Consider the following 17,969-nt stretch of genomic DNA (forward strand, 5'->3'; position numbering starts at 1 on the left):
TGTGAGGCGTTGAGCTAACCCATACTAATTGCCCGTGAGGCTTGACCATATAACACCCAAACAATTTGATGTTTGTGTGTCTCTGGAAGTAGGAACACCGAAAGTTTGCGAAACTACAAAACATCACATACCCGATTCGAAGCAGCGTCACTGACGAGGCTTCAACCAAATTGCTTGACGACCATAGAGAATTGGAACCACCTGATCCCATCCCGAACTCAGAAGTGAAACGATTCATCGCCGATGGTAGTGTGGGGTTTCCCCATGTGAGAGTAGGTCATCGTCAAGCGCCTATACCAAAACCCCAGATCGTGTAAACGGTCTGGGGTTTTACTTTGTGCGCTGAAAATGCCCGGGTGTTCGGAAGCGGCGGGCAGCAGGCAGCAAAGCGGCGCCACCACCACCGCAGGCTGTTTAGCCCCGCTGCGCGGTGCTAAACAGCGCAGTTTGCCAACGTCTGCGGTTATATATGTCGGTTGCACAGAACTGCGTTTCTGCCCAACTGTCTGTCAGTAAAGACCTGACTCGCGACAAGAACTTGGTCATTTGTAGCAGGCCTTAGGTTCGGGGCGTTTACAATGCAGACTTAAACTCAGGAGTGTGATCATGCGGGAAGTTGCGGATCGAATGCCTGCGTCCGAATTGGATATCGAGAAGCTGATTGCGTGCCATGAGTGCGATCTGCTCATGCACAAGGCGCCTGTTGTGGGCGATGGTGACCGCGCTCAGTGCCCGCGTTGTGGCTATGAGTTGTATAACCATCGGCACAGTATCATCGGGCGCAGCCTGGCATTGGTCGTGACGGCCTTGCTGCTATATATCCCCGCGAATTTCCTGCCAATCATGCGGCTCAACCTGCTCGGGCAAAGTACCGAGGATACGGTTTGGAGTGGTGTGCTCGGTTTGTACGACAGCGGCATGCAGTCTGTCGCGCTGATTGTGTTGCTGTGCAGTATGGTTGTGCCCTTGCTCAAGCTGCTCTGCCAGTTGGTTGTATTGCTCACTGTTCAATTCAATATCGGTCGCAGTTATGGCCTGGTGCTTTATCGCATTTATCATCACTTGCGCGAGTGGGGAATGCTCGAGGTTTATCTGATGGGCATTCTGGTCGCCATCGTCAAACTGGTTGATATTGCCGATCTCACAATCGGCCTCGGCTTGGGCTGCTTTATCAGCCTGCTGCTGGTTCAGGTTTGGCTCGATGTGACGATGTCTCCCCATCAAATATGGGAAGCGCTGGCAGGGGAGGAAACGCATGCGGGCGATTGATGCCGGTTTGCTGGTGTGTGATGAGTGCCATCAACTCAATCGCCAGGATGAAGAAATAGAAATGCAGTTCTGCAGCCGTTGTGGAAGCGAGCTCTATGCACGCCGGCCCAACAGTTTGCTGCGCACCTGGGCGCTGCTAATCACGGCGACCATTTTGTATATCCCGGCCAACGTATTGCCGATCATGACTGTCAGTTCTCTGGGCAGCGGTGAGGCAGACACGATCATGTCCGGTGTACTCAAGCTCATCCAATACGACATGCTGCCTATCGCTGCTGTGGTGTTTATCGCCAGTATTCTGGTGCCCACCTTCAAGTTGGTTGGGCTGGCTACTTTGTTGTATTCGGTGCAACGCCATCAACCGATGTCTGCAAGGCAGCGAAGCTTCATGTATCGCTTCATCGAGTGGATTGGGCGATGGTCGATGCTGGATGTTTTTGTGATTGCGATTCTGGTTGCGCTGGTTCGCTTCGGCAAGCTGGCCTCCATTGACCCCGGCTGGGGCGCGTTGGCTTTTGCGAGTGTAGTGATTTTGACGATGATTGCTGCGTTAACTTTTGATCCCCGTTTGATTTGGGATAACACGGATACGGATGACGACCATGAGTGATTTACCTCGGCCTAAAGTGCGCCCAGCATCGAACTGGTCGGCGATATGGATTCTGCCCATTCTGGCCCTGCTCATTGGCGGCTGGCTGGGCTGGCGCGCCTACAGCGAGGCCGGGATTGATATCGAAGTACATTTCGACTCCGGCGAAGGCATCGTTGCCGGTAAAACCGAGGTGATCTACAAAGGCATGCCAGTGGGCAAGGTTAAAAAGCTTGCGCTCAACCATGACGGCGACAAGCGCGACGTCATCGCGTCGATTGAAATGGACAAAGCGGTCGAACCGTCGTTGCTCAGCGGAACACGTTTCTGGCTGGTTAAACCCAGTGTCACCCTGGCGGGTATCTCGGGTTTGGAGACGCTGCTTTCGGGTAACTACATTGCAGTAACGCCGGGCGAAGGTACGCCGCAGCGAACCTTCAAGGCGCTCGCAGAGATACCGCCATTGCCGGATGATCAGCCTGGTCTTCATTTAACCCTGAATGCTGAGCGGCTGGGCTCGCTAAACAAGGGCAGCCCGGTGTTCTACAAGCAGATCAAAGTGGGGCGGGTTAAGAGTTATCAACTGGCCAAGGACAAGCAGTCGATTGAGGTCAAAGTCTTCATCGAGCCTGCCTACAGTTCACTGGTACGCAAACACACGCGGTTCTGGAATGCCAGCGGCATAAGTGTCGAGGCTGATCTGAGCGGCGTTAAGGTGCGCACCGAGTCACTGGCCAGCCTGGTTGCCGGTGGTATCGCCTTCGCCACGCCTGAGTCGCGCCCCGACAGCCCACCCACCGATCCGTCGATTCCTTTCCGTCTGTACGAGGACTTCGATGCGGCGCAGGCCGGAATCAAGGTGTTCCTTAAACTGACTGATTTCGAAGGTCTGCAAGCCGGTCGTACGCCCGTTATGTACAAAGGCATTCAGGTCGGTACTGTGAAGAAGCTCAATATCGATTCCGGGCTTAACAGCGCCAACGCCGAGCTGACGATTACCCCGCAAGCCGAAGACTATCTCGTGGAGGGAACGCAGTTCTGGATGGTCAAACCGTCGATCTCGCTGGCGGGTGTAAACGGGCTCGAGGCGTTGGTCAAAGGTAACTACATTGCGATCCGTCCCGGCAAGAAGGGCGGGACGCCAACGCGCGAGTTTGAAGCACGGGCGAAAGTCCCGCCGCTGGATCTGGAAGCGCCCGGTTTGCATCTGGTCTTGAGCAGTGAAGCTTTAGGTTCACTGGATATCGGCAGCCCGGTTCTGTATCGCCAGATCAAGGTGGGCTCTATCCAGAGCTTCCAGCTTTCACGCAAAAGCAAAACCGTATTGCTTGGCGTGCATATCCAGCCGGAATACGCGCATTTGGTAAACACCTCGACGCAGTTCTGGAATGCCAGCGGAATTACCTTGAAAGGCGGCTTGTCCGGTATTGAGGTCAAGAGCGAGTCACTGCAAACCTTGCTGGTTGGCGGGGTTGCGTTTGATACACCGGACTTCAACGCTAAGCCGATTACCCGTCGGGTGTCGCGCTTCAAACTCTACTCATCAGAGGATCTGGCGCAGAAGAAAGGGCAACTGATTACTATCCGTCTGGACCGCGCCGATGGGCTCAATCCCGGCGCGCCGATTCGTTATAAAGGTTTGGATGTCGGTACGGTTGAGACCATCGACCTGTCTGATGATCTGCGTTCGGTGCTGGTGTCTGCGCGCATCACATCCGCAGCGTCGCGTATTGCCCGCAGTGGCACGCAGTTCTGGGTAATCAAGCCCGAGGTGGGCATCAGCAAGGTCAACAATCTCGAGACCTTACTCAAGGGCCGCTACCTTGAAGTGTCGCCGGCCACCAAGCCAGGCGAGCCGCAGACCGTCTTCACCGCGTTGTCTGAGCCGCCGAATGCTGCCGTGACCAATGCTGGATTGCGGCTGGTATTGAGCGCCCCAAGACGTGGTTCGCTGGACACCGGCGCACCAGTCACCTATCGCCAGGTCAAAGTGGGCGAGGTGGTCAACTACGAGTTGGGTGCAACGGCTGATCGGGTGTTGATCCATGTATTGATCGAGCCGCGCTACGCCAAGCTCGTGCACACCGGCAGTCGCTTCTGGACGACCTCTGGGATTGGCGTCGATGCCGGGCTGTTCTCGGGAGTCCAAGTGCAAACCGAGTCACTCGAGAGCATCATCGCTGGTGGTGTTTCGTTTGCAACGCCGGATGTCAGCGAAATGGGCTCAGCCGCCAAACCCGGGCAGACCTTCGCGCTGTTCGATGCCGCCAATGAAGAATGGCTGCAGTGGGCGCCGAAGATCCGCATCGGCAAGTAGCACAACCGAAGCAACAAAAAAGGGCAGGCTGATAATTCAGACCTGCCCTTTTTTGTGATGGTGGCTTGCTTGAACTGCAGCGCGATCAGCCGCGACTGCCGTTCAGCTAGCCGTTGGCATTAAGCCAGTTCGGTATCAGCCTGTGGCGCTGCAACGGCCTGCGCCTTGTTCTCGCGAGGCTTGATGTATTTCCAGTCGGCCTCGTCGATGTAGATACCGTTCGGGCCGCTGCCGCCTTCCAGATCGATCGCTACGTGAGCCGAAACCTGTGGTTTTACCGACGCCAGAATCGGCACAAAACCGAGCTGCAAGCTGGTTTCGATCAGTGCCTGCTGATTGCGCTCATCGATGTCGGCAGCCTCGTCCAGATAGTAAGGCAAGCGCACACGCCCGGCTTGATCGCGGTCCATCAGGTGCAGCAACAAGTACATGTTGGTCAGCGCCTTGATGGTCATCGTTGTGCCGTTCGAGGCCGCGCCATCGATGTCGGTGTGGATAACCGGCTGACCGCCCACCTTGGTGATCTCGAAGGCCAGTTCAAACAGTTCCTTCAAGCCCAACTGGTTGTGGTTGGCCGCAACCAGACGCGCCAGATACTCCTTGGCCTCTTCGTTCTTGCTGTCCTGTTCCGCCGATTGCGACAGGTCGAATACCGAAAGGGTTTCTCCTTCTTCATACTGACCGGCGCTGTGGATAATCTGGTCGATGTGCTTGAGTGCTTCCTTGTTCGGCGCCAAGACGATACGGAAGCTCTCCAGGTTAGACACCTGACGCTTGTTGATTTCGCGGTTAAACAACGCCAACTGATGTTCAAGGTTGTCGTAGTCGCTGCGGATATTGCGCAGGGTCCGCGCAATATCGGTAACGGCAGCGCGGCGCGCCTTGGCCAGTGTCAGGGCTTCGTCCTGACGGTGCGCGTAGGCGTTCACCAGCAAGTGCAGGCGGCGTTCGACATCATCTTCACTGTCGAACTTGGCAACGCCCTTGAGACGAACTTGCGCATACAACGCATCAATCTGCCCGTCGACACGTTGCAAGCCCTGCCAGGCATCCTGATAGTCATTGAGCAGCGGCAGCAGGTTATCCAGCGAGTCATCGATCGGGTCCATGAACGGTGTCCCGAACGGCAAGTCTGCCGGCAGCAACTGACGACGACGCAAGGCGTCTTCAAGCGTACGTTCCTTGGCTTCCAGATCGGCCAATTGGCGGCCGATCAATTGCAGCTTGGCCGACAACTGTTGCACGCGCTCGGTGAACGAGTCGCTGGCGCGGGTCAGTTCATCCTTCGAGGCTTCAAGTTGCGCCAGTTGTTCGAGCTTTTGCGGCTCTTCAACCGTGAGCGTTTGCTGGCGACGGAAGTCTTCCAGGGCCTTCTGTGCATCGAGTACGCCCTGATACAACTGCTCGGCCTGCGCCTTGCTAGCGGCGCGGTCGGAGGCGACTGATTGCTGGGTTTTCAGTTGCTTGTATTCGCGGTCGAGACGGTCTTTCTGGTCACGCAAAGCGGCGCGGTCAGCCAGTGCCTGCAGGGCGGGCGGCTCGATATTGGACAAGTCGATTGAGAGGCCCGGAACCTCGAACTGGTCGCCGGTAAAGCCATCCAGAATTGCTTCAAGCGACTTCACCCACGCATCGCTGTCGTCCAGCTGAATGCCTTTCGCGCCCAGCGGCAAACTGAACAACTGGCCGTTGAACAAGCGCATGAGGCGATCGACATCCTGCTGCGAGAACTCTTCGCGCAAGCGTGAGTAACTGTTGTTATCGGCATGTTCAAGCTGCTGCTTGACCGACTTGAGGCGTTGCTCGAGGTCGCGCAAACGTTCGCCAATATCTTCGCTGGAGAACTGACGCGATTGCGCCAACGCACCCGCCAGTTCATCGTGAGCGTCCTTGGCCGCGAGCAGTTGTTGCTCCAGCACCTTGGGATCTTCAACCAGTGCGAAGCGGTTCTTGAGCACACTCAATTCGCCCAGCCAGCGTTGAATCTCGCTGATCTCACGCTCCATGCGCATCAGTTCCTGGGTGCCGCCGCGCTGCTCCTGTTGCAGGCCATCCTGCTCGCTGCGGTAGTGTTCGGCTTGAATCACCAGCTCTTCGCGGCGCGCATTGGCGTAATCCTGCCAAGTGCCCAGCAGGCTATCGAGCAGAGGCGAGATGCGATGCAGCTTACCGCGCAGCATCTCGCGCTGAAGAACGCCAGCAGACAAGGCTTCAATGAGTGGGCCAGCGGTGACCAGCGCCTGATAATCCTGCTCCATGCGGCGTACGTCGCGGAAGGCCTCTTCAGTGGCCGCAATGTAATCGACGCTGCCCGAACGCAGGCTGTGCTCGAAGGCATCGAGGAACAGCTGCTTGAGCTTGGCCGCGGTGATTTCGCGCATGTGCAGCAAGTTGATGAACAGGGCACGGAAGGTTTTCAGGCTCTGCTCGCTGGTCGAGCGCAGCGGAATCAGGGTCAGGTCCAGTGGGATCGACGTGTGTCCACCCACCAGCAGGCGGCGCAGTTCGTCAGGCTTGAGTTCATAGGCCTTGATGCCTTCGCGCTCAAGGTTGTTGAACAGTTCGCGCTGGCGCAAGCAGGTGCCGTTCTTCTGGTAATGGTCCAGATCAAGCTCGCCGGCATAGGCGAAGAACTGGTGACCGAAGCCGCCCCCGGGGCCGCGACCGGCCACGCCGATAACGTGCGAGCCGTGCGGCAGATTGACTTCGACCAGAATGTAACTGGTGTCGGTGGCGAAATAGAACTTGCGCGACTGCTCAAGGCTGTACTTGCCGAAGCTCATGTCCGACATGCGCGCCAGAATCGGGAATTGCAGCGCGTTAATCGACGCACTCTTGCCGAGGTTGTTGGCACCATAAACGGACAGCGGGTTTTCCAGCGGGAATAATCCCAGGCTGTAACCGGCGGTATTCAGCAGGGCGAAGCGGCGAATTCCGTAGCGTTCCTGGCTCATGCATCATTCTCCTGAAGGGCGCGTTCTTCGGCCAGCGCTCGGGCCAGAGCCTGTTCTTCGGTTTCAGTTTCGGTTTCGGTTTCGGTTTCGGTTTCAGTTTCGCTCTGTGGTTCGGATTCGAGGCTGATGATGGCTTCTTCCTCGTCTTCGTCGATCAGCACCGGGCTTGGCAGTGGCAAGTTGCTGTGCAGCGCGGCCGCCAGATCGCGGTCCTGCTGGACGGAAAGGCAGACATCGAGGAAACGGTGCATCGGCGCCAGAAAGCGATAAATGCCGTTGTCTTCGCTGGCAAAGCCCAGCTGACACAGGCGACGCATGATTTTCTCTTCAAGCTCTTCCTGCGTGGTGACTTCGGTTTGCAGGAACAGGTCACGATACTTTTCCAGCAGCGACGGCAACTCATCGCGGCCCAGACTGCCGCCATCCAGCACAGACAGCGGGTCACGGCCCTGATCCGCCAGATGCTCAACCAGAATGAAGGTGAACAGCGCCAAACGTTGCGCCGTCTTGTTGACCTGTGGCGTAGCTTGTTCCGGAACAAAGTAATAGAAACCGCGCGGGTCGCAGCTCAGCTCGAAGCCGAGTGCCTTGAACAGGGTGCGGTATTGGTCTTGCTGATTCGAAAGCTGGGCATACAGTTCGGGGTCACGGCGGCTCAGGTGGTAACCCTTGAACAGCTCGCGAAAGATCGGCGCCAGTTGCGACAGCTCTGAGAGATCAATATTCATGCGTTGTTCTTCTCGTTGTTAGCGGATGCCGTGTGGCCTTTAATCAGGGTGAATGAGCTCAGGTTCAGCTGATGCTCAGCGGTGAGGTAGTCGCGACGTTCCAGGCGCTCGCGCTGGAAACGGCTATCACGCGACAAACGCGAGAACCAGTAGAGCAACTCATCGGTTGCCCCCTCCGGTTCTTGCTCAAGCAACCAACTCATCAGGTCGGGTAACGGCAGTGCTTGCTCGCAGCGCTCGATCATCTCGCGTGCTGTGCGCGGCGAACGCGGTGCGGGACCTTTGCGGCTGCCACTGGCTTTAGGGAACTGCGCCGGCTTGGGCTCAAAGCGCGCCAGTGCATACACGTATGCCTCAACCTGTGAAGCGCTGCCAAGGAAGGTGCTTTGCGGGCGATTGAACAACGCCAGCGAGGCTTGCGGCACGGCGTCGATCCCTTTACGGCGGATGGCCGCCAGCGCCAGCGCAGCGCCACGCGTGACAGCGTTATGCCGGCGCGCTTCTTCACGCAGCGGCAGCAGCAGCTCGCGCGCACGGCGCAAGGTCAGCTGCGCGGTGGTCTGCATTTCGAGGATGCGCGCGTGGGTGCGCAGCAGCAGGTCGTCATCCACCAGTTGGCCTAGACGTTGTTGCTCGGTCAGCAAGCGCAGCAACACATGCTCGACGCGATACACGCCCTGTTCAAAGGCTCCATCGGCGCTGACCAACTGAATCATCGGCTCGACATATTCATCCCAGGTGGCCAGGACTTCGGCGTAGCGCTGGCGCAGCGGAATCTGCCGGTCGCTGGTCTTGGCGCGCTCGGCCACCGCGACCAATGCCTGTTCATCGTTGGCGAGCTTTTTCAGTACATCGCGCACGCGCATGTCGAGCAGGCGCAACTGGCGGGCCAGGTCATGTGCGTCACGCACCTCGAAAGCATCGCGGATGTAACCGGCAAGCCGTTCCAGATGGCGCAGGTACGCTTCGATTTCCAGGCACAGGCCAAGCCGGTGTTCGCGGCGCAGGTAGGCGAGGAAGTCGTGAATTTGCGCATTGAGCTCGAAACGGTTGGGGCTCTTGGCCACAGGCACAAGAATATCCAGACGAATCCACTGGTCGAGCAGGGCGGTGGTGTCCACTGGTGTGCTATCGGGCAACTGGGCTGAAAGCTGAGCGCGTAGCTCTATCAGGCTTAGTGTGCCGGTATCGAAACGCTCGCAGAGCGGCTCGAGTAACGTCCAGTGTTCGGCAAGGGCACGCAATACGCGCTTTGGATCGATCATTGAAGTGCGGGTCGCTCAATCAATAAAAGCGCTGATTGTACTGCATTGAACCGAAACTTATGACGCTTCAACCGATCAGAGGCTATGTGTGATCGGTTTGGCAGTACGTTTTGATGGACCTGACGTATTTCGGCAGTTTGCGACTTTTGCCAGGGATTTACCCAGCTATACAGGCACTATGTTGCCCATATGGCTAGCTCGGCAAGTTGGCATGTTTTGCGCAAGTGTCTGAATCGACTCGTTTGAGATGAATTTTATGTCTGCAGTGGCGGCTATGTATCACGATGATTGCTGGGCGGCGCTTGATGCGCCGCACGACCTATCCTGGGATCAACAGGCGATTACTGATCGCAATGAAGCGCTGGCGTTTATCCAGCGCTTCGAAAGCCGGCTGTGCATCTATTCGCATTTCGAAGAGGCGCTGTACGGCCAGTACACCTTCGTTATGCCGAGTACCGAGCATGGCAGCATCACTATCTTGCCCAACCAAAATGCCTGGCACTCTACGTTTCAGGGTATTCCGGCGGCGGCGATAGAGCCCACCGGTGTGCATATATTGCCAGGTGAAGTGCTCGGGCATTCCGGGGTCTACCTGAAAATCCCGAATAAATGCCGTTTGCTGGCCTCAAGCGAATTACCTTTTCAAAATGGTTTGCGCCTCTTGATTAAACGCTACCGCGAAGAAAGCGATGATTTCCTGCCGGTATTGCTCAAGCGCGACCTGCGCAGCTACGAGTCGCGGATGCCGTCGCTGGAGTTGTATCGGATCAATCCCGCGCATCTGACTCATATGTCCAGCGACAGCATCCGCCTGCTGCGCAAAGCCGTTGTTGGCCGCCTGCTTACCCTGTTTGCAGGGCTTGAGGCTTAATCCGCGCCGCGTTTAGTTAGTTTCCGCTGCAACCTTATCTTTAGCGCCTGCACAGGGCTGATTTCTCAGTCAATTGTGCCGTCCGGCATCGTTGGCCTTTCCGCTTGCCGTGTTTCCAGCCACAATTCACCTGTCAGGTTCGAGTTCTTGTTTTTCGGGCCGAGGTATTTTGCCGCGCACTCGACCGTTGGAGCGCGGGTGAGCGGCGTGATAGCCACAATCGGCGTTACTGAATCTAGCCTTTACCAGACGCGTTAATCGTCTGGGCAACAGGAGCTGAGCATGAGCAACAGTGATCGCGTAATAATTTTCGACACCACCCTGCGTGATGGTGAACAAAGCCCGGGCGCCTCGATGACCGGTGAAGAAAAGCTGCGCATTGCCAAAGCTCTTGAACGCCTGCGCGTGGACGTAATTGAAGCGGGCTTCGCGATTGCAAGTCCGGGTGACTTTGCGGCGGTGAAGGCGATTGCTGACCACATTAAGGACAGCACGGTTTGCAGCTTATCCCGTGCTGTAGACGCCGATATCGACCGCGCGGCTGAAGCGCTGGCCGGCGCCAACTCCGGACGGATTCACACCTTCATCGCCACCAGCCCGATCCATATGCAGTACAAGCTGCGCATGCAGCCCGAGCAGGTTATCGAACAGGCGGTGCATGCCGTTAAACGGGCGCGTAATCAATGCGCCGACGTTGAGTTCTCCTGTGAGGATGCTGGGCGCTCCGAGATTGATTTCCTGTGCCGCATCATCGAAGCCGCCATCGATGCGGGTGCGACCACCATCAATATTCCCGACACGGTCGGCTATGCGATACCGCATCAATACGCCGCCACCATTGGCGAATTGCTGCAGCGTGTGCCGAATGCCGACAAGGCGGTGTTCTCGGTGCACTGTCATAACGACCTCGGGCTGGCCGTTGCCAACTCGTTAGCCGCCGTGGTGGCAGGTGCGCGTCAGGTGGAATGCACCATCAACGGTTTGGGCGAACGTGCAGGTAATGCGGCGCTCGAAGAAATCGTCATGGCGATTAAAACCCGTGAAGATCTGCTGGGTGTGCACACCAACATCGACACGCCGCATATCCTCAGCACCTCGCGCATGGTTTCGGGGATTACTGGTTTCCCGGTGCAGCCAAACAAGGCCATCGTGGGCGCCAATGCCTTCGCCCATGAGTCGGGCATCCATCAGGATGGCGTGCTCAAACACCGTGAAACCTACGAGATCATGTCGGCGCAATCCGTCGGCTGGCACACCAATAAAATGGTCATGGGCAAGCACTCGGGGCGTAACGCTTTCCGTACCCGGCTTGATGAGCTGGGGATTGTTCTGGCCGGTGAGGCTGAATTGAATGCAGCCTTTGCCCGCTTCAAGGATCTGGCGGACAAGAAGCACGAAATTTTTGACGAAGACCTGCAAGCGCTGGTCTCCGAGACGCTGGCCGCCGAAGCGCCCGAGCACTTCAAGTTGGTCACGCTGGAAGTCGCCAGCAAAACCGGTGAAGTGCCTGACGCCAAAGTGGTAATCAGCGTTGCCGGCATTGAGCACAGCGCCCGCTCGGCAGGTTCGGGGCCGGTGGATGCGACATTCAAGGCGCTGGAGCAGATTGCCCGGTCAGAGGCCACCTTGCAGCTCTACTCGGTAAACGCGATCACTCAAGGCACAGACTCGCAAGGCGAGGTGACTGTTCGTCTTGAAAAGGGTGGCCGTATTGTTAATGGTAATGGTGCCGACACCGATATTCTGGTGGCCTCGGCCAAAGCCTACATTGATGCCTTGAATCTCATGCAAATGGGACTCAAGGCGCATCCACAGGTAGCTGACGTTTGATTCCAGAATTACGCCGCCGTGCTTATCTAAGCGCCATGCAGGTAGCCACTTGGCTGCCGCGTGGCGTGCTGCCATTTGCTGCGCCATCGCGGCCCGAACTGCTTGAGGTTCTCCCAGCCGAACCTGAAATGGCTGCTACACCAACTGCCGAGCCCGTTGCACAACAGCGCGTGCAAGCGGCTGAAACTGCCGAACGGGAACCCGCTAGACCGGTGGCAACCGCACAGGGCGCTGCGGGGCTGCAAAGTGTCCGCGCGCAACTTGAAGGCGCACGTCCGCAAACGCCAGCGCGTATTAATCCACCGGCGAATGATGATGGCGAAACTGAAAAAGCTGAGGCTACGATTGAGGTCAGTGCCAAGCCGGTTGCTGTACAGCCGCCGCGTTTTGCCTTGCAGCTACTGAAGGCCGGGGCGTGCCATGTTCTGGTTGAACTGCCCACTGGCGAGGCGTTGCAAGGGCGCGACCCGGCTTACTTGTTGCTCAAAGACTTGCTGCGTGCCGCTGGCCTGCCGGACAGCCCGCAGATAATCGGGGAGCCGGTGCGCTGGCCATTGTTGTCACGCGGCAACATGGATCAAGGCCCGGCGGCGGCGCTGGAGTTTGTGCAGTCATTTACCGCCGCACGCATCGAAGAGCAGGGCGGTTGCAGCTGCCTGTGGCTGGTTGGATTACCGGCAATTCGTTTTGCCGGCGATGCGCACGAAGACGCCTACAACCGCGAGTTGCAGGTCGAAGGTGTCGGCGCCGCCTGGGCATTGCCCGGGTTGGAGTTGTTAATGGATGAGCCAGCCCGCAAGGCTGAGCTTTGGCAAGCGATGCGCCGAGTGCGCCAACGTTGGATGAGTCAGGCTGAATGAGTGACGCAATTAGTTTTCGGCCGATGACAGAGGCAGATATCGAAACAGTTTTGAAAGTGGAATACGCAGCGTTCAGTCACCCCTGGACGCGCGGCACCTTTCTCGACAGCATTAAATCGTATGACTGCTGGGTGATGCTTGAAGGCAATCAGCAGGTCGGTCACGGTGTAATCAATGTAATTCTGGATGAAGCGCACCTGCTCAATATCACCGTAAAGCCCGAAAGTCAGGGGCGTGGGTTGGGCCTGCGCCTGCTTGAACACTTGATGCAGCGCGCCCTGCAACTGAAAGCCGGTGAGTGCTTTCTGGAAGTTCGGGCCAGCAACGAAACCGCGTATCGCCTTTATGAGCGTTACGGCTTCAATGAGATTGGCCGTCGTCGTGACTACTATCCGGCCGTTGGCGGGCGTGAAGACGCGCTGGTCATGGCGTGTACCCTGATCGACTGATTGCGCTTACAGATAAAGCCCTCAAGTTGTTTACCGGCTTGAGGGCTTTTTGCTTGGGCCGGGCAATCGCCGCTTGCGGCATCAACGCGCGTGACTGTGACTCACAGGTCAAGTAGCTTGTCATGCTCAGCATGTCTTGCGTATTGTGCGCGCTTGAATACCCGGGAGAAGCACCATGAGTGACTTACAGCAACTGCTCGACAATAACGCTCGCTGGGCGGAGTCGATCACTCAAAGGGACCCTGAGTTCTTCGCCAAACTGGCCAAGCAGCAGACGCCCGAATACTTGTGGATCGGGTGTTCCGATGCTCGCGTTCCGGCCAATGAAATCGTTGGCATGTTGCCAGGCGATCTGTTTGTTCACCGCAATGTTGCCAACGTGGTCCTGCATACCGACATGAACTGCCTGTCGGTTATCCAGTACGCCGTGGATGTGCTCAAGGTCAAACATATTCTGGTCACCGGCCACTATGGTTGCGGCGGCGTGCGTGCGGCCATGCAGAACACCCAGTACGGGCTGATTGACGGCTGGCTGCGCAATATTCGCGACCTCTATTACGAACACTGCAAGAGCCTCGAAACACTGCCGACCGAAGAGGCGCGGGTAGACCGCCTTTGCGAGCTGAATGTGATCCATCAGGTGGCCAACGTCAGCCACACCAGCATCGTCCAGAATGCCTGGCATCGCGGCCAGCCGTTGTCGGTGCATGGCTGCATTTACGGGATTAAAGACGGTCGTTGGAAAGACCTCAACGTCACCGTCGAAGGTATTGATCAGTTGCCCAACCAATACCGCTTGCGTCCGCTCGGGCAAAGCTGAAACCTATGAATAACTCACGCATGTTGGCCATGGTTGGCCTGTTGTTGGCGGTGTTGTGCTGGTCGGGAAATGCCTTGGTCGCACGCGCGTTCAACGGTGAAATACCGCCGTTTACGCTGGCGTTCTGGCGTTGGTTGCTGGCGCTGTCGTTGCTGCTACCGTTTGTCATCAGGCCTTTGCTGCGCCATCGTCAAGCGCTGCGCAATGCCGGCTGGCGCCTCTTGGTGCTCGCGGCAACCGGCGTTGCCGTCTATAACTCGCTGCTCTACACCGCGGCGCACAGCACCGCTGCGATCAATATAACGCTGGTTAATACCTGTCTGCCGCTGATGACTTTTATCGGCGGTGGTTTGTTGTTGGGCGAGTGGCCGCTGCGCCGCGCCTGGTTCGGCATGGCATTGGCGGCACTGGGTTTGCTGGTGCTGATCAGCCGTGGCAGTTTCGCTACATTGCAGACGTTGTCGTTCAATCGTGGCGATTTAATCATGCTGGTCGCGGTGGCAGATTGGGCCCTTTATTCGCTGTTGCTGCGTCGCTGGGCGCCGTATTTGCAGCCAATTCCACCGTTGGCTTTGCTGGGCATGCTGATGTTGTTGGGCGTGCCGATGATCGTGCCGTTCTACCTGTATGAACTCAGTCAGGGCGCGACATTTACGCCAACCCCAAGCACGCTGGCGGCTATTGGTTACACCGCGGTATTTGCCTCACTGGTCGCGTATCTGGCATGGAATCACGGCATCCGGGTCATGGGCGCGGCCAAAGCGGCGCTGACCAATTACCTGATGCCTGTATTCACCGCCATTCTCGGCTGGCTGCTGCTGGATGAGGGGCTGCAAGGCTTCCATTGGGTTGGCGGCGCACTGATCTTTTCCGGGCTGTTGTTGGCCACTCAGATCAAAAGCAACGCGCCAGCGCCTGTGCCCGCTCAAGCCCGGGCGATCGATTAACTGGGGATTTGAAACTGCAGCGCGCCCAGCGCCAGTTTCATCCACAGCATCGAGGCCAAAAAGCCCAGTACGCTTAGCGTGGTAAAACCGACCACGATCCCCAGCGCGATTTGCTTCCACAAACCGGCAAAGTTGTTGCCCGATTTCGGCTGATAGCGCTCGAAATCGGGTTCAGCGTGCAGGCGTTCTGCGCGCAGGTTATCGAAATTAGTGTCCACAGGTGTTCTCCACAAAATCAGCGAGCTGGACGTGCCGGATGTGTGCAGGCCAGGGCGCGAATCAAGCTGCGGATTATGCGGCTGTTCGGCCATCTCGGTAAGCTGATTTAGCTGCCATCAGGCAGATTTTTTTGCAGCGCAGAGCGGGCATGAACGCAATTGCAGTCACGGTCTTAAACACGGTCTGCTGGTTTTTCGCGCCGCGCAAAATTTGCCTGCAGGCGAAACTGCGGTATGTTGCCGCGATGCCGTCAGCTCATTGCGCAACTATTCAGCAAGCGCTGAGCTGGCTCCCATTCAAGACGTATCGAGGTCGTTCAGCATGCACACCGATTCACTCCAGGACACCGTCGCACCAGAAGGCGTTTGCTATGGTTGCGGCTCCAGCAATCCGCATGGTCTGCATGTTAAGAGCTTCTGGCATGAAGACGGTGTGCATGTAATGGCCGAGCATTTGCCCGACAGCAAATATTGCGGATGGCCGGAACTGGTATACGGCGGGCTGATCGCGATGCTGGTGGATTGCCATTCCAACTGGACGGCAATGGCCTATCACTACCGCGAGGAAGGCCGCCAACTCGGCAGCTTGCCGCGCATTGACTGTGTGACCGGCAATCTCGGCATCAAATTCATCAAGCCGACACCCATGGGCGTGCCGCTAACTCTGCGCGCCAAAGTCGAGGGCGAAGTCGGGCGCAAGAGCCGTATTATCTGCGAGGTGTATGCCGGTGATGTGCTGACCGCGATTGGCGACTCGATATTTGTGCGGGTCGATACCGCACAGTTAAGCGCCGCTGCGCACGGGCGTAACGAGTAACGCTAAGCGTCTGCACGTGGCTTGATCAGGCTGAGCGCTTCACAAAGCGTCAGCCGCTGCAAACAAGGTTCGCTGACTTGGCCGGCGAAGCTGAATTAAAAAGCCCCGCACAGGGCGGGGCAAAGGGAGCGAGTTGAGCGCCGCAAAGCAGCGCCCAGAACACCCCAGCATCTGCAATGCCTTACAACATGGTCAGTAAACTGGTGTGCGGTATGGCCTGAAAATCAATCGACATCATCAGGCTCAGAGCGCTGATGGTGACGATGGAAAAGGCGAACAACTTGCGTGCCCAGAGGCGGTCATCCACGGCGCGGTAGCCGGAGAGCGCGATTACCAACCACCAAGCACTGACCAGCAACGCGATTAACAAGTAGCCATAACCGGCGAAACCGGTGAGGGTGAGCAGCAACGATGCGCCAGTAAATGCCAGGATGTAGAGAACAATCTGCAGCTTGGTCGCGTCTATCCCACGCTTAACCGGCAACACAGGAATACCCGCTGCCTGGTAATCGCTGAGGCGGAATATGGCAATGGCGAAGGAGTGCGGCATCTGCCATAAGCAGAAGATCAGCAACAGCACTGCAGCACCGGTGTCGAACTGGCCTGTGACTGCGCAGTAACCCACGACCGGAGGCATCGCTCCGGACAAGCTGCCCACCAAGGTGCCATATTCCGAGGTGCGCTTGAGCCACAAACTGTAGAGCCCGACATACACCACATAGCCCACCGCCGCCAAGGCAGTGGCAAGTGGCGTTGTCTTGAACCACAGCAGGCTGAACCCGGCGAGCCCCAGGACGACGCCATGGGCCAGCGCTGCCTTGAGCGAGATTTTGCCGGTGACCAGCACCCGGTCGCGGGTGCGCGCCATGTGCTGGTCGATATCGCGGTCAATGCAGTTGTTCATTACGCATCCACTGGCCACCACCAGCGATAAGCCAATCACGGTAGACAGCAGTAACATCAGGTCGATATGGCCCTGCGCTGCCAGGAAGTATCCACCTGCAACGGCAATCAGATTGCCGAAGATGATTCCGGGCTTGGTGATCAGAAGATAGCGTTTGAACTTCATGGTCACATCCACGGCATCATCAGTTGGTCGGCATTGACCATAATCCAGATCGCCAGCCCTACCAGCATCACGATGATCAACACCGTGAACAGGAAGGCCAGCAGATTCCAGCGGCCTTCAGACGATGTGTTCATGTGCAGGAAGCAAACCAGGTGCACCAGGACCTGAACCACGCCCAGCACCACCATCGAAGTTAGCGCCACACTGCGCGAGAAATCGCCGCTCATGACCATCGCGAACGGAATCACCGTGAGGATTACCGAGAGGATGAATCCGATGGCGTAGGACCGCACGCTGCCGTGGCTTTCACCGGCATGACTGTGTGCTTGTGCGTGGCTCATTGGGCAACTCCCATCAGGTAAACAACGGTGAAGACGCAGATCCAGACGATGTCGAGGAAGTGCCAGAACAGGCTCAAGCACGACAAGCGAGTGGTGTTCTGAGGCGTCAGGCCGCGGGTGTAAACCTGCGCCATCATGACCACCATCCACACCAGCCCGGCGGTTACGTGCAAACCGTGCATGCCGACCAAGGTGAAGAACGAGGAGAGGAAGGCGCTGCGGTTCGGTCCAAAGCCTTCTGCGATCAGGTGATGGAACTCGTTGATTTCCATGCCAATGAAGCCAAGGCCGCAGAGGAATGTGAGGAACAGCCAGGCAATGGTTTTGCCTTTATCAGCTTTGTGCGCCGCCAGCATGGCCATGCCGTAGGTGCAACTGCTCACCAGCAGCAGGGCGGTTTCGACCAGCACATAAGGCAGCTCGAAAATGTCCTTGCCGCTTGGGCCGCCTGCGGTGTGATTAACCAGCACTGCATAGGTTGCAAAAACGCTGGCGAACAGAATGCAGTCGGTCATCAGGTACAGCCAGAAGCCGAAAACCGTCATGTCACCGCTGTCATGCCCGTGATCATGTTCGTGGGCCGAGTCCGCGTCGTGTTGCGAGTCAAGAATTGCCGTAGACATGC

At 57.3% G+C, this 17,969-nt stretch carries 17 protein-coding genes and 1 rRNA gene; 11 read left to right on the forward strand and 7 right to left on the reverse strand.

Translation table 11 applies throughout. The features are described from left to right. The first annotated feature begins 173 nt into the window (after positions 1-173). From rrf to BM395_RS18090, 4 genes are all read left to right on the forward strand, one after another. Positions 174-289 (forward strand): 5S ribosomal RNA (gene rrf / locus BM395_RS18075). Positions 290-606: 317 nt separating this feature from the next. Next, positions 607-1,269 carry a paraquat-inducible protein A gene (locus BM395_RS18080; RefSeq protein WP_069900700.1) on the forward strand — a complete coding sequence of 221 codons (663 nt, stop codon included), beginning with the start codon at positions 607-609 and terminating at the stop codon, positions 1,267-1,269. Further along, a complete protein-coding gene (locus tag BM395_RS18085; RefSeq protein ID WP_069900701.1) occupies positions 1,256-1,879 on the forward strand; it encodes a paraquat-inducible protein A in 624 nt (207 codons plus the stop codon). The genes BM395_RS18080 and BM395_RS18085 overlap by 14 nt, the downstream gene beginning before the upstream one ends. Beyond that, positions 1,872-4,175 carry a PqiB family protein gene (locus tag BM395_RS18090; protein WP_069900702.1) on the forward strand — a complete coding sequence of 768 codons (2,304 nt, stop codon included), beginning with the start codon at positions 1,872-1,874 and terminating at the stop codon, positions 4,173-4,175. Before BM395_RS18085 ends, BM395_RS18090 begins: the two co-directional genes overlap by 8 nt. Before the next feature lie 119 nt (positions 4,176-4,294). Here BM395_RS18090 and mksF read toward each other — a convergent pair whose 3' ends face one another. The 3 genes from mksF to mksB are packed head-to-tail and all read right to left on the reverse strand — an operon-like array spanning position 4,295 to position 9,122. Then, positions 4,295-7,129 (reverse strand): Mks condensin complex protein MksF, encoded by a 2,835-nt coding sequence (gene mksF, locus BM395_RS18095; RefSeq protein WP_090514518.1) that lies wholly within the window; start codon positions 7,127-7,129, stop codon positions 4,295-4,297. After that, positions 7,126-7,857: an Mks condensin complex protein MksE gene (mksE, locus tag BM395_RS18100; protein ID WP_090514521.1), complete on the reverse strand. Its 732-nt coding sequence runs from the start codon at positions 7,855-7,857 to the stop codon at positions 7,126-7,128. The genes mksF and mksE overlap by 4 nt, the downstream gene beginning before the upstream one ends. Beyond that, entirely contained in the window at positions 7,854-9,122 is a 1,269-nt protein-coding gene (mksB, locus tag BM395_RS18105) for an Mks condensin complex protein MksB (RefSeq protein WP_069900705.1), read from the reverse strand. Before mksB ends, mksE begins: the two co-directional genes overlap by 4 nt. Before the next feature lie 256 nt (positions 9,123-9,378). On the opposite strand from mksB, the gene BM395_RS18110 reads away from it, so the two are divergent. The 6 genes from BM395_RS18110 (at position 9,379) to BM395_RS18135 (ending at position 14,899) form a co-directional block, all read left to right on the forward strand. Then, entirely contained in the window at positions 9,379-9,993 is a 615-nt protein-coding gene (locus BM395_RS18110; protein WP_090514524.1) for a hypothetical protein, read from the forward strand. A gap of 282 nt (positions 9,994-10,275) precedes the next feature. Beyond that, a complete protein-coding gene (locus tag BM395_RS18115) occupies positions 10,276-11,823 on the forward strand; it encodes a 2-isopropylmalate synthase (RefSeq protein ID WP_090514526.1) in 1,548 nt (515 codons plus the stop codon). Next, a complete protein-coding gene (locus tag BM395_RS18120) occupies positions 11,820-12,683 on the forward strand; it encodes a YML083C domain-containing protein (protein WP_090514529.1) in 864 nt (287 codons plus the stop codon). Before BM395_RS18115 ends, BM395_RS18120 begins: the two co-directional genes overlap by 4 nt. Next, positions 12,680-13,132, forward strand: coding sequence for a ribosomal protein S18-alanine N-acetyltransferase (rimI, locus tag BM395_RS18125; RefSeq protein WP_090514530.1), 453 nt, complete (start codon positions 12,680-12,682; stop codon positions 13,130-13,132). The genes BM395_RS18120 and rimI overlap by 4 nt, the downstream gene beginning before the upstream one ends. 175 nt (positions 13,133-13,307) lie before the next feature. Then, on the forward strand, positions 13,308-13,952 hold the full coding sequence (gene can / locus BM395_RS18130) for a carbonate dehydratase (protein ID WP_090514532.1): 645 nt from the start codon (positions 13,308-13,310) through the stop codon (positions 13,950-13,952). A 5-nt stretch (positions 13,953-13,957) separates the two neighbouring features. Beyond that, positions 13,958-14,899 (forward strand): DMT family transporter, encoded by a 942-nt coding sequence (locus BM395_RS18135; RefSeq protein ID WP_090514535.1) that lies wholly within the window; start codon positions 13,958-13,960, stop codon positions 14,897-14,899. Here the strand turns inward: BM395_RS18135 and BM395_RS18140 are convergent. After that, a complete protein-coding gene (locus BM395_RS18140; RefSeq protein WP_069900786.1) occupies positions 14,896-15,117 on the reverse strand; it encodes a hypothetical protein in 222 nt (73 codons plus the stop codon). The two genes, BM395_RS18135 and BM395_RS18140, sit on opposite strands and share 4 nt — an antisense overlap. A gap of 322 nt (positions 15,118-15,439) precedes the next feature. On the opposite strand from BM395_RS18140, the gene BM395_RS18145 reads away from it, so the two are divergent. Beyond that, entirely contained in the window at positions 15,440-15,934 is a 495-nt protein-coding gene (locus BM395_RS18145; protein WP_090514538.1) for a PaaI family thioesterase, read from the forward strand. A gap of 181 nt (positions 15,935-16,115) precedes the next feature. On the opposite strand, the gene cyoE is transcribed toward BM395_RS18145, so the two are convergent. The 3 genes from cyoE to cyoC are packed head-to-tail and all read right to left on the reverse strand — an operon-like array spanning position 16,116 to position 17,967. Next, the gene (cyoE, locus tag BM395_RS18150) at positions 16,116-17,003 is read right to left on the reverse strand and encodes a heme o synthase (protein ID WP_069900712.1); all 888 of its coding nucleotides are present in this window, start codon (positions 17,001-17,003) and stop codon (positions 16,116-16,118) included. 2 nt (positions 17,004-17,005) lie between these two features. Next, the gene (locus tag BM395_RS18155; protein ID WP_069900713.1) at positions 17,006-17,344 is read right to left on the reverse strand and encodes a cytochrome o ubiquinol oxidase subunit IV; all 339 of its coding nucleotides are present in this window, start codon (positions 17,342-17,344) and stop codon (positions 17,006-17,008) included. Continuing rightward, entirely contained in the window at positions 17,341-17,967 is a 627-nt protein-coding gene (gene cyoC / locus BM395_RS18160) for a cytochrome o ubiquinol oxidase subunit III (RefSeq protein ID WP_069900714.1), read from the reverse strand. Before cyoC ends, BM395_RS18155 begins: the two co-directional genes overlap by 4 nt. Positions 17,968-17,969 lie beyond the last annotated feature (2 nt).

This window comes from Pseudomonas marincola (genome assembly GCF_900116605.1).
In the GTDB taxonomy this organism is placed as follows: Bacteria; Pseudomonadota; Gammaproteobacteria; order Pseudomonadales; family Pseudomonadaceae; genus Aquipseudomonas; species Aquipseudomonas marincola.

What these genes read in the sequence shown, in the direction of transcription:
- BM395_RS18080 (WP_069900700.1), top strand. Translation starts at nt 607, where the DNA reads ATGCGGGAAGTTGCGGATCGAATGCCTGCGTCCGAATTGGATATCGAG.
- cyoC (WP_069900714.1), bottom strand. Translation starts at nt 17,967, where the DNA reads ATGTCTACGGCAATTCTTGACTCGCAACACGACGCGGACTCGGCCCAC.
- BM395_RS18110 (WP_090514524.1), top strand. Translation starts at nt 9,379, where the DNA reads ATGTCTGCAGTGGCGGCTATGTATCACGATGATTGCTGGGCGGCGCTT.
- rimI (WP_090514530.1), top strand. Translation starts at nt 12,680, where the DNA reads ATGAGTGACGCAATTAGTTTTCGGCCGATGACAGAGGCAGATATCGAA.
- BM395_RS18115 (WP_090514526.1), top strand. Translation starts at nt 10,276, where the DNA reads ATGAGCAACAGTGATCGCGTAATAATTTTCGACACCACCCTGCGTGAT.
- BM395_RS18155 (WP_069900713.1), bottom strand. Translation starts at nt 17,344, where the DNA reads ATGAGCCACGCACAAGCACACAGTCATGCCGGTGAAAGCCACGGCAGC.
- BM395_RS18085 (WP_069900701.1), top strand. Translation starts at nt 1,256, where the DNA reads ATGCGGGCGATTGATGCCGGTTTGCTGGTGTGTGATGAGTGCCATCAA.
- can (WP_090514532.1), top strand. Translation starts at nt 13,308, where the DNA reads ATGAGTGACTTACAGCAACTGCTCGACAATAACGCTCGCTGGGCGGAG.
- BM395_RS18135 (WP_090514535.1), top strand. Translation starts at nt 13,958, where the DNA reads ATGAATAACTCACGCATGTTGGCCATGGTTGGCCTGTTGTTGGCGGTG.
- cyoE (WP_069900712.1), bottom strand. Translation starts at nt 17,003, where the DNA reads ATGAAGTTCAAACGCTATCTTCTGATCACCAAGCCCGGAATCATCTTC.
- mksE (WP_090514521.1), bottom strand. Translation starts at nt 7,857, where the DNA reads ATGAATATTGATCTCTCAGAGCTGTCGCAACTGGCGCCGATCTTTCGC.
- BM395_RS18145 (WP_090514538.1), top strand. Translation starts at nt 15,440, where the DNA reads ATGCACACCGATTCACTCCAGGACACCGTCGCACCAGAAGGCGTTTGC.
- BM395_RS18090 (WP_069900702.1), top strand. Translation starts at nt 1,872, where the DNA reads ATGAGTGATTTACCTCGGCCTAAAGTGCGCCCAGCATCGAACTGGTCG.
- mksF (WP_090514518.1), bottom strand. Translation starts at nt 7,129, where the DNA reads ATGAGCCAGGAACGCTACGGAATTCGCCGCTTCGCCCTGCTGAATACC.
- mksB (WP_069900705.1), bottom strand. Translation starts at nt 9,122, where the DNA reads ATGATCGATCCAAAGCGCGTATTGCGTGCCCTTGCCGAACACTGGACG.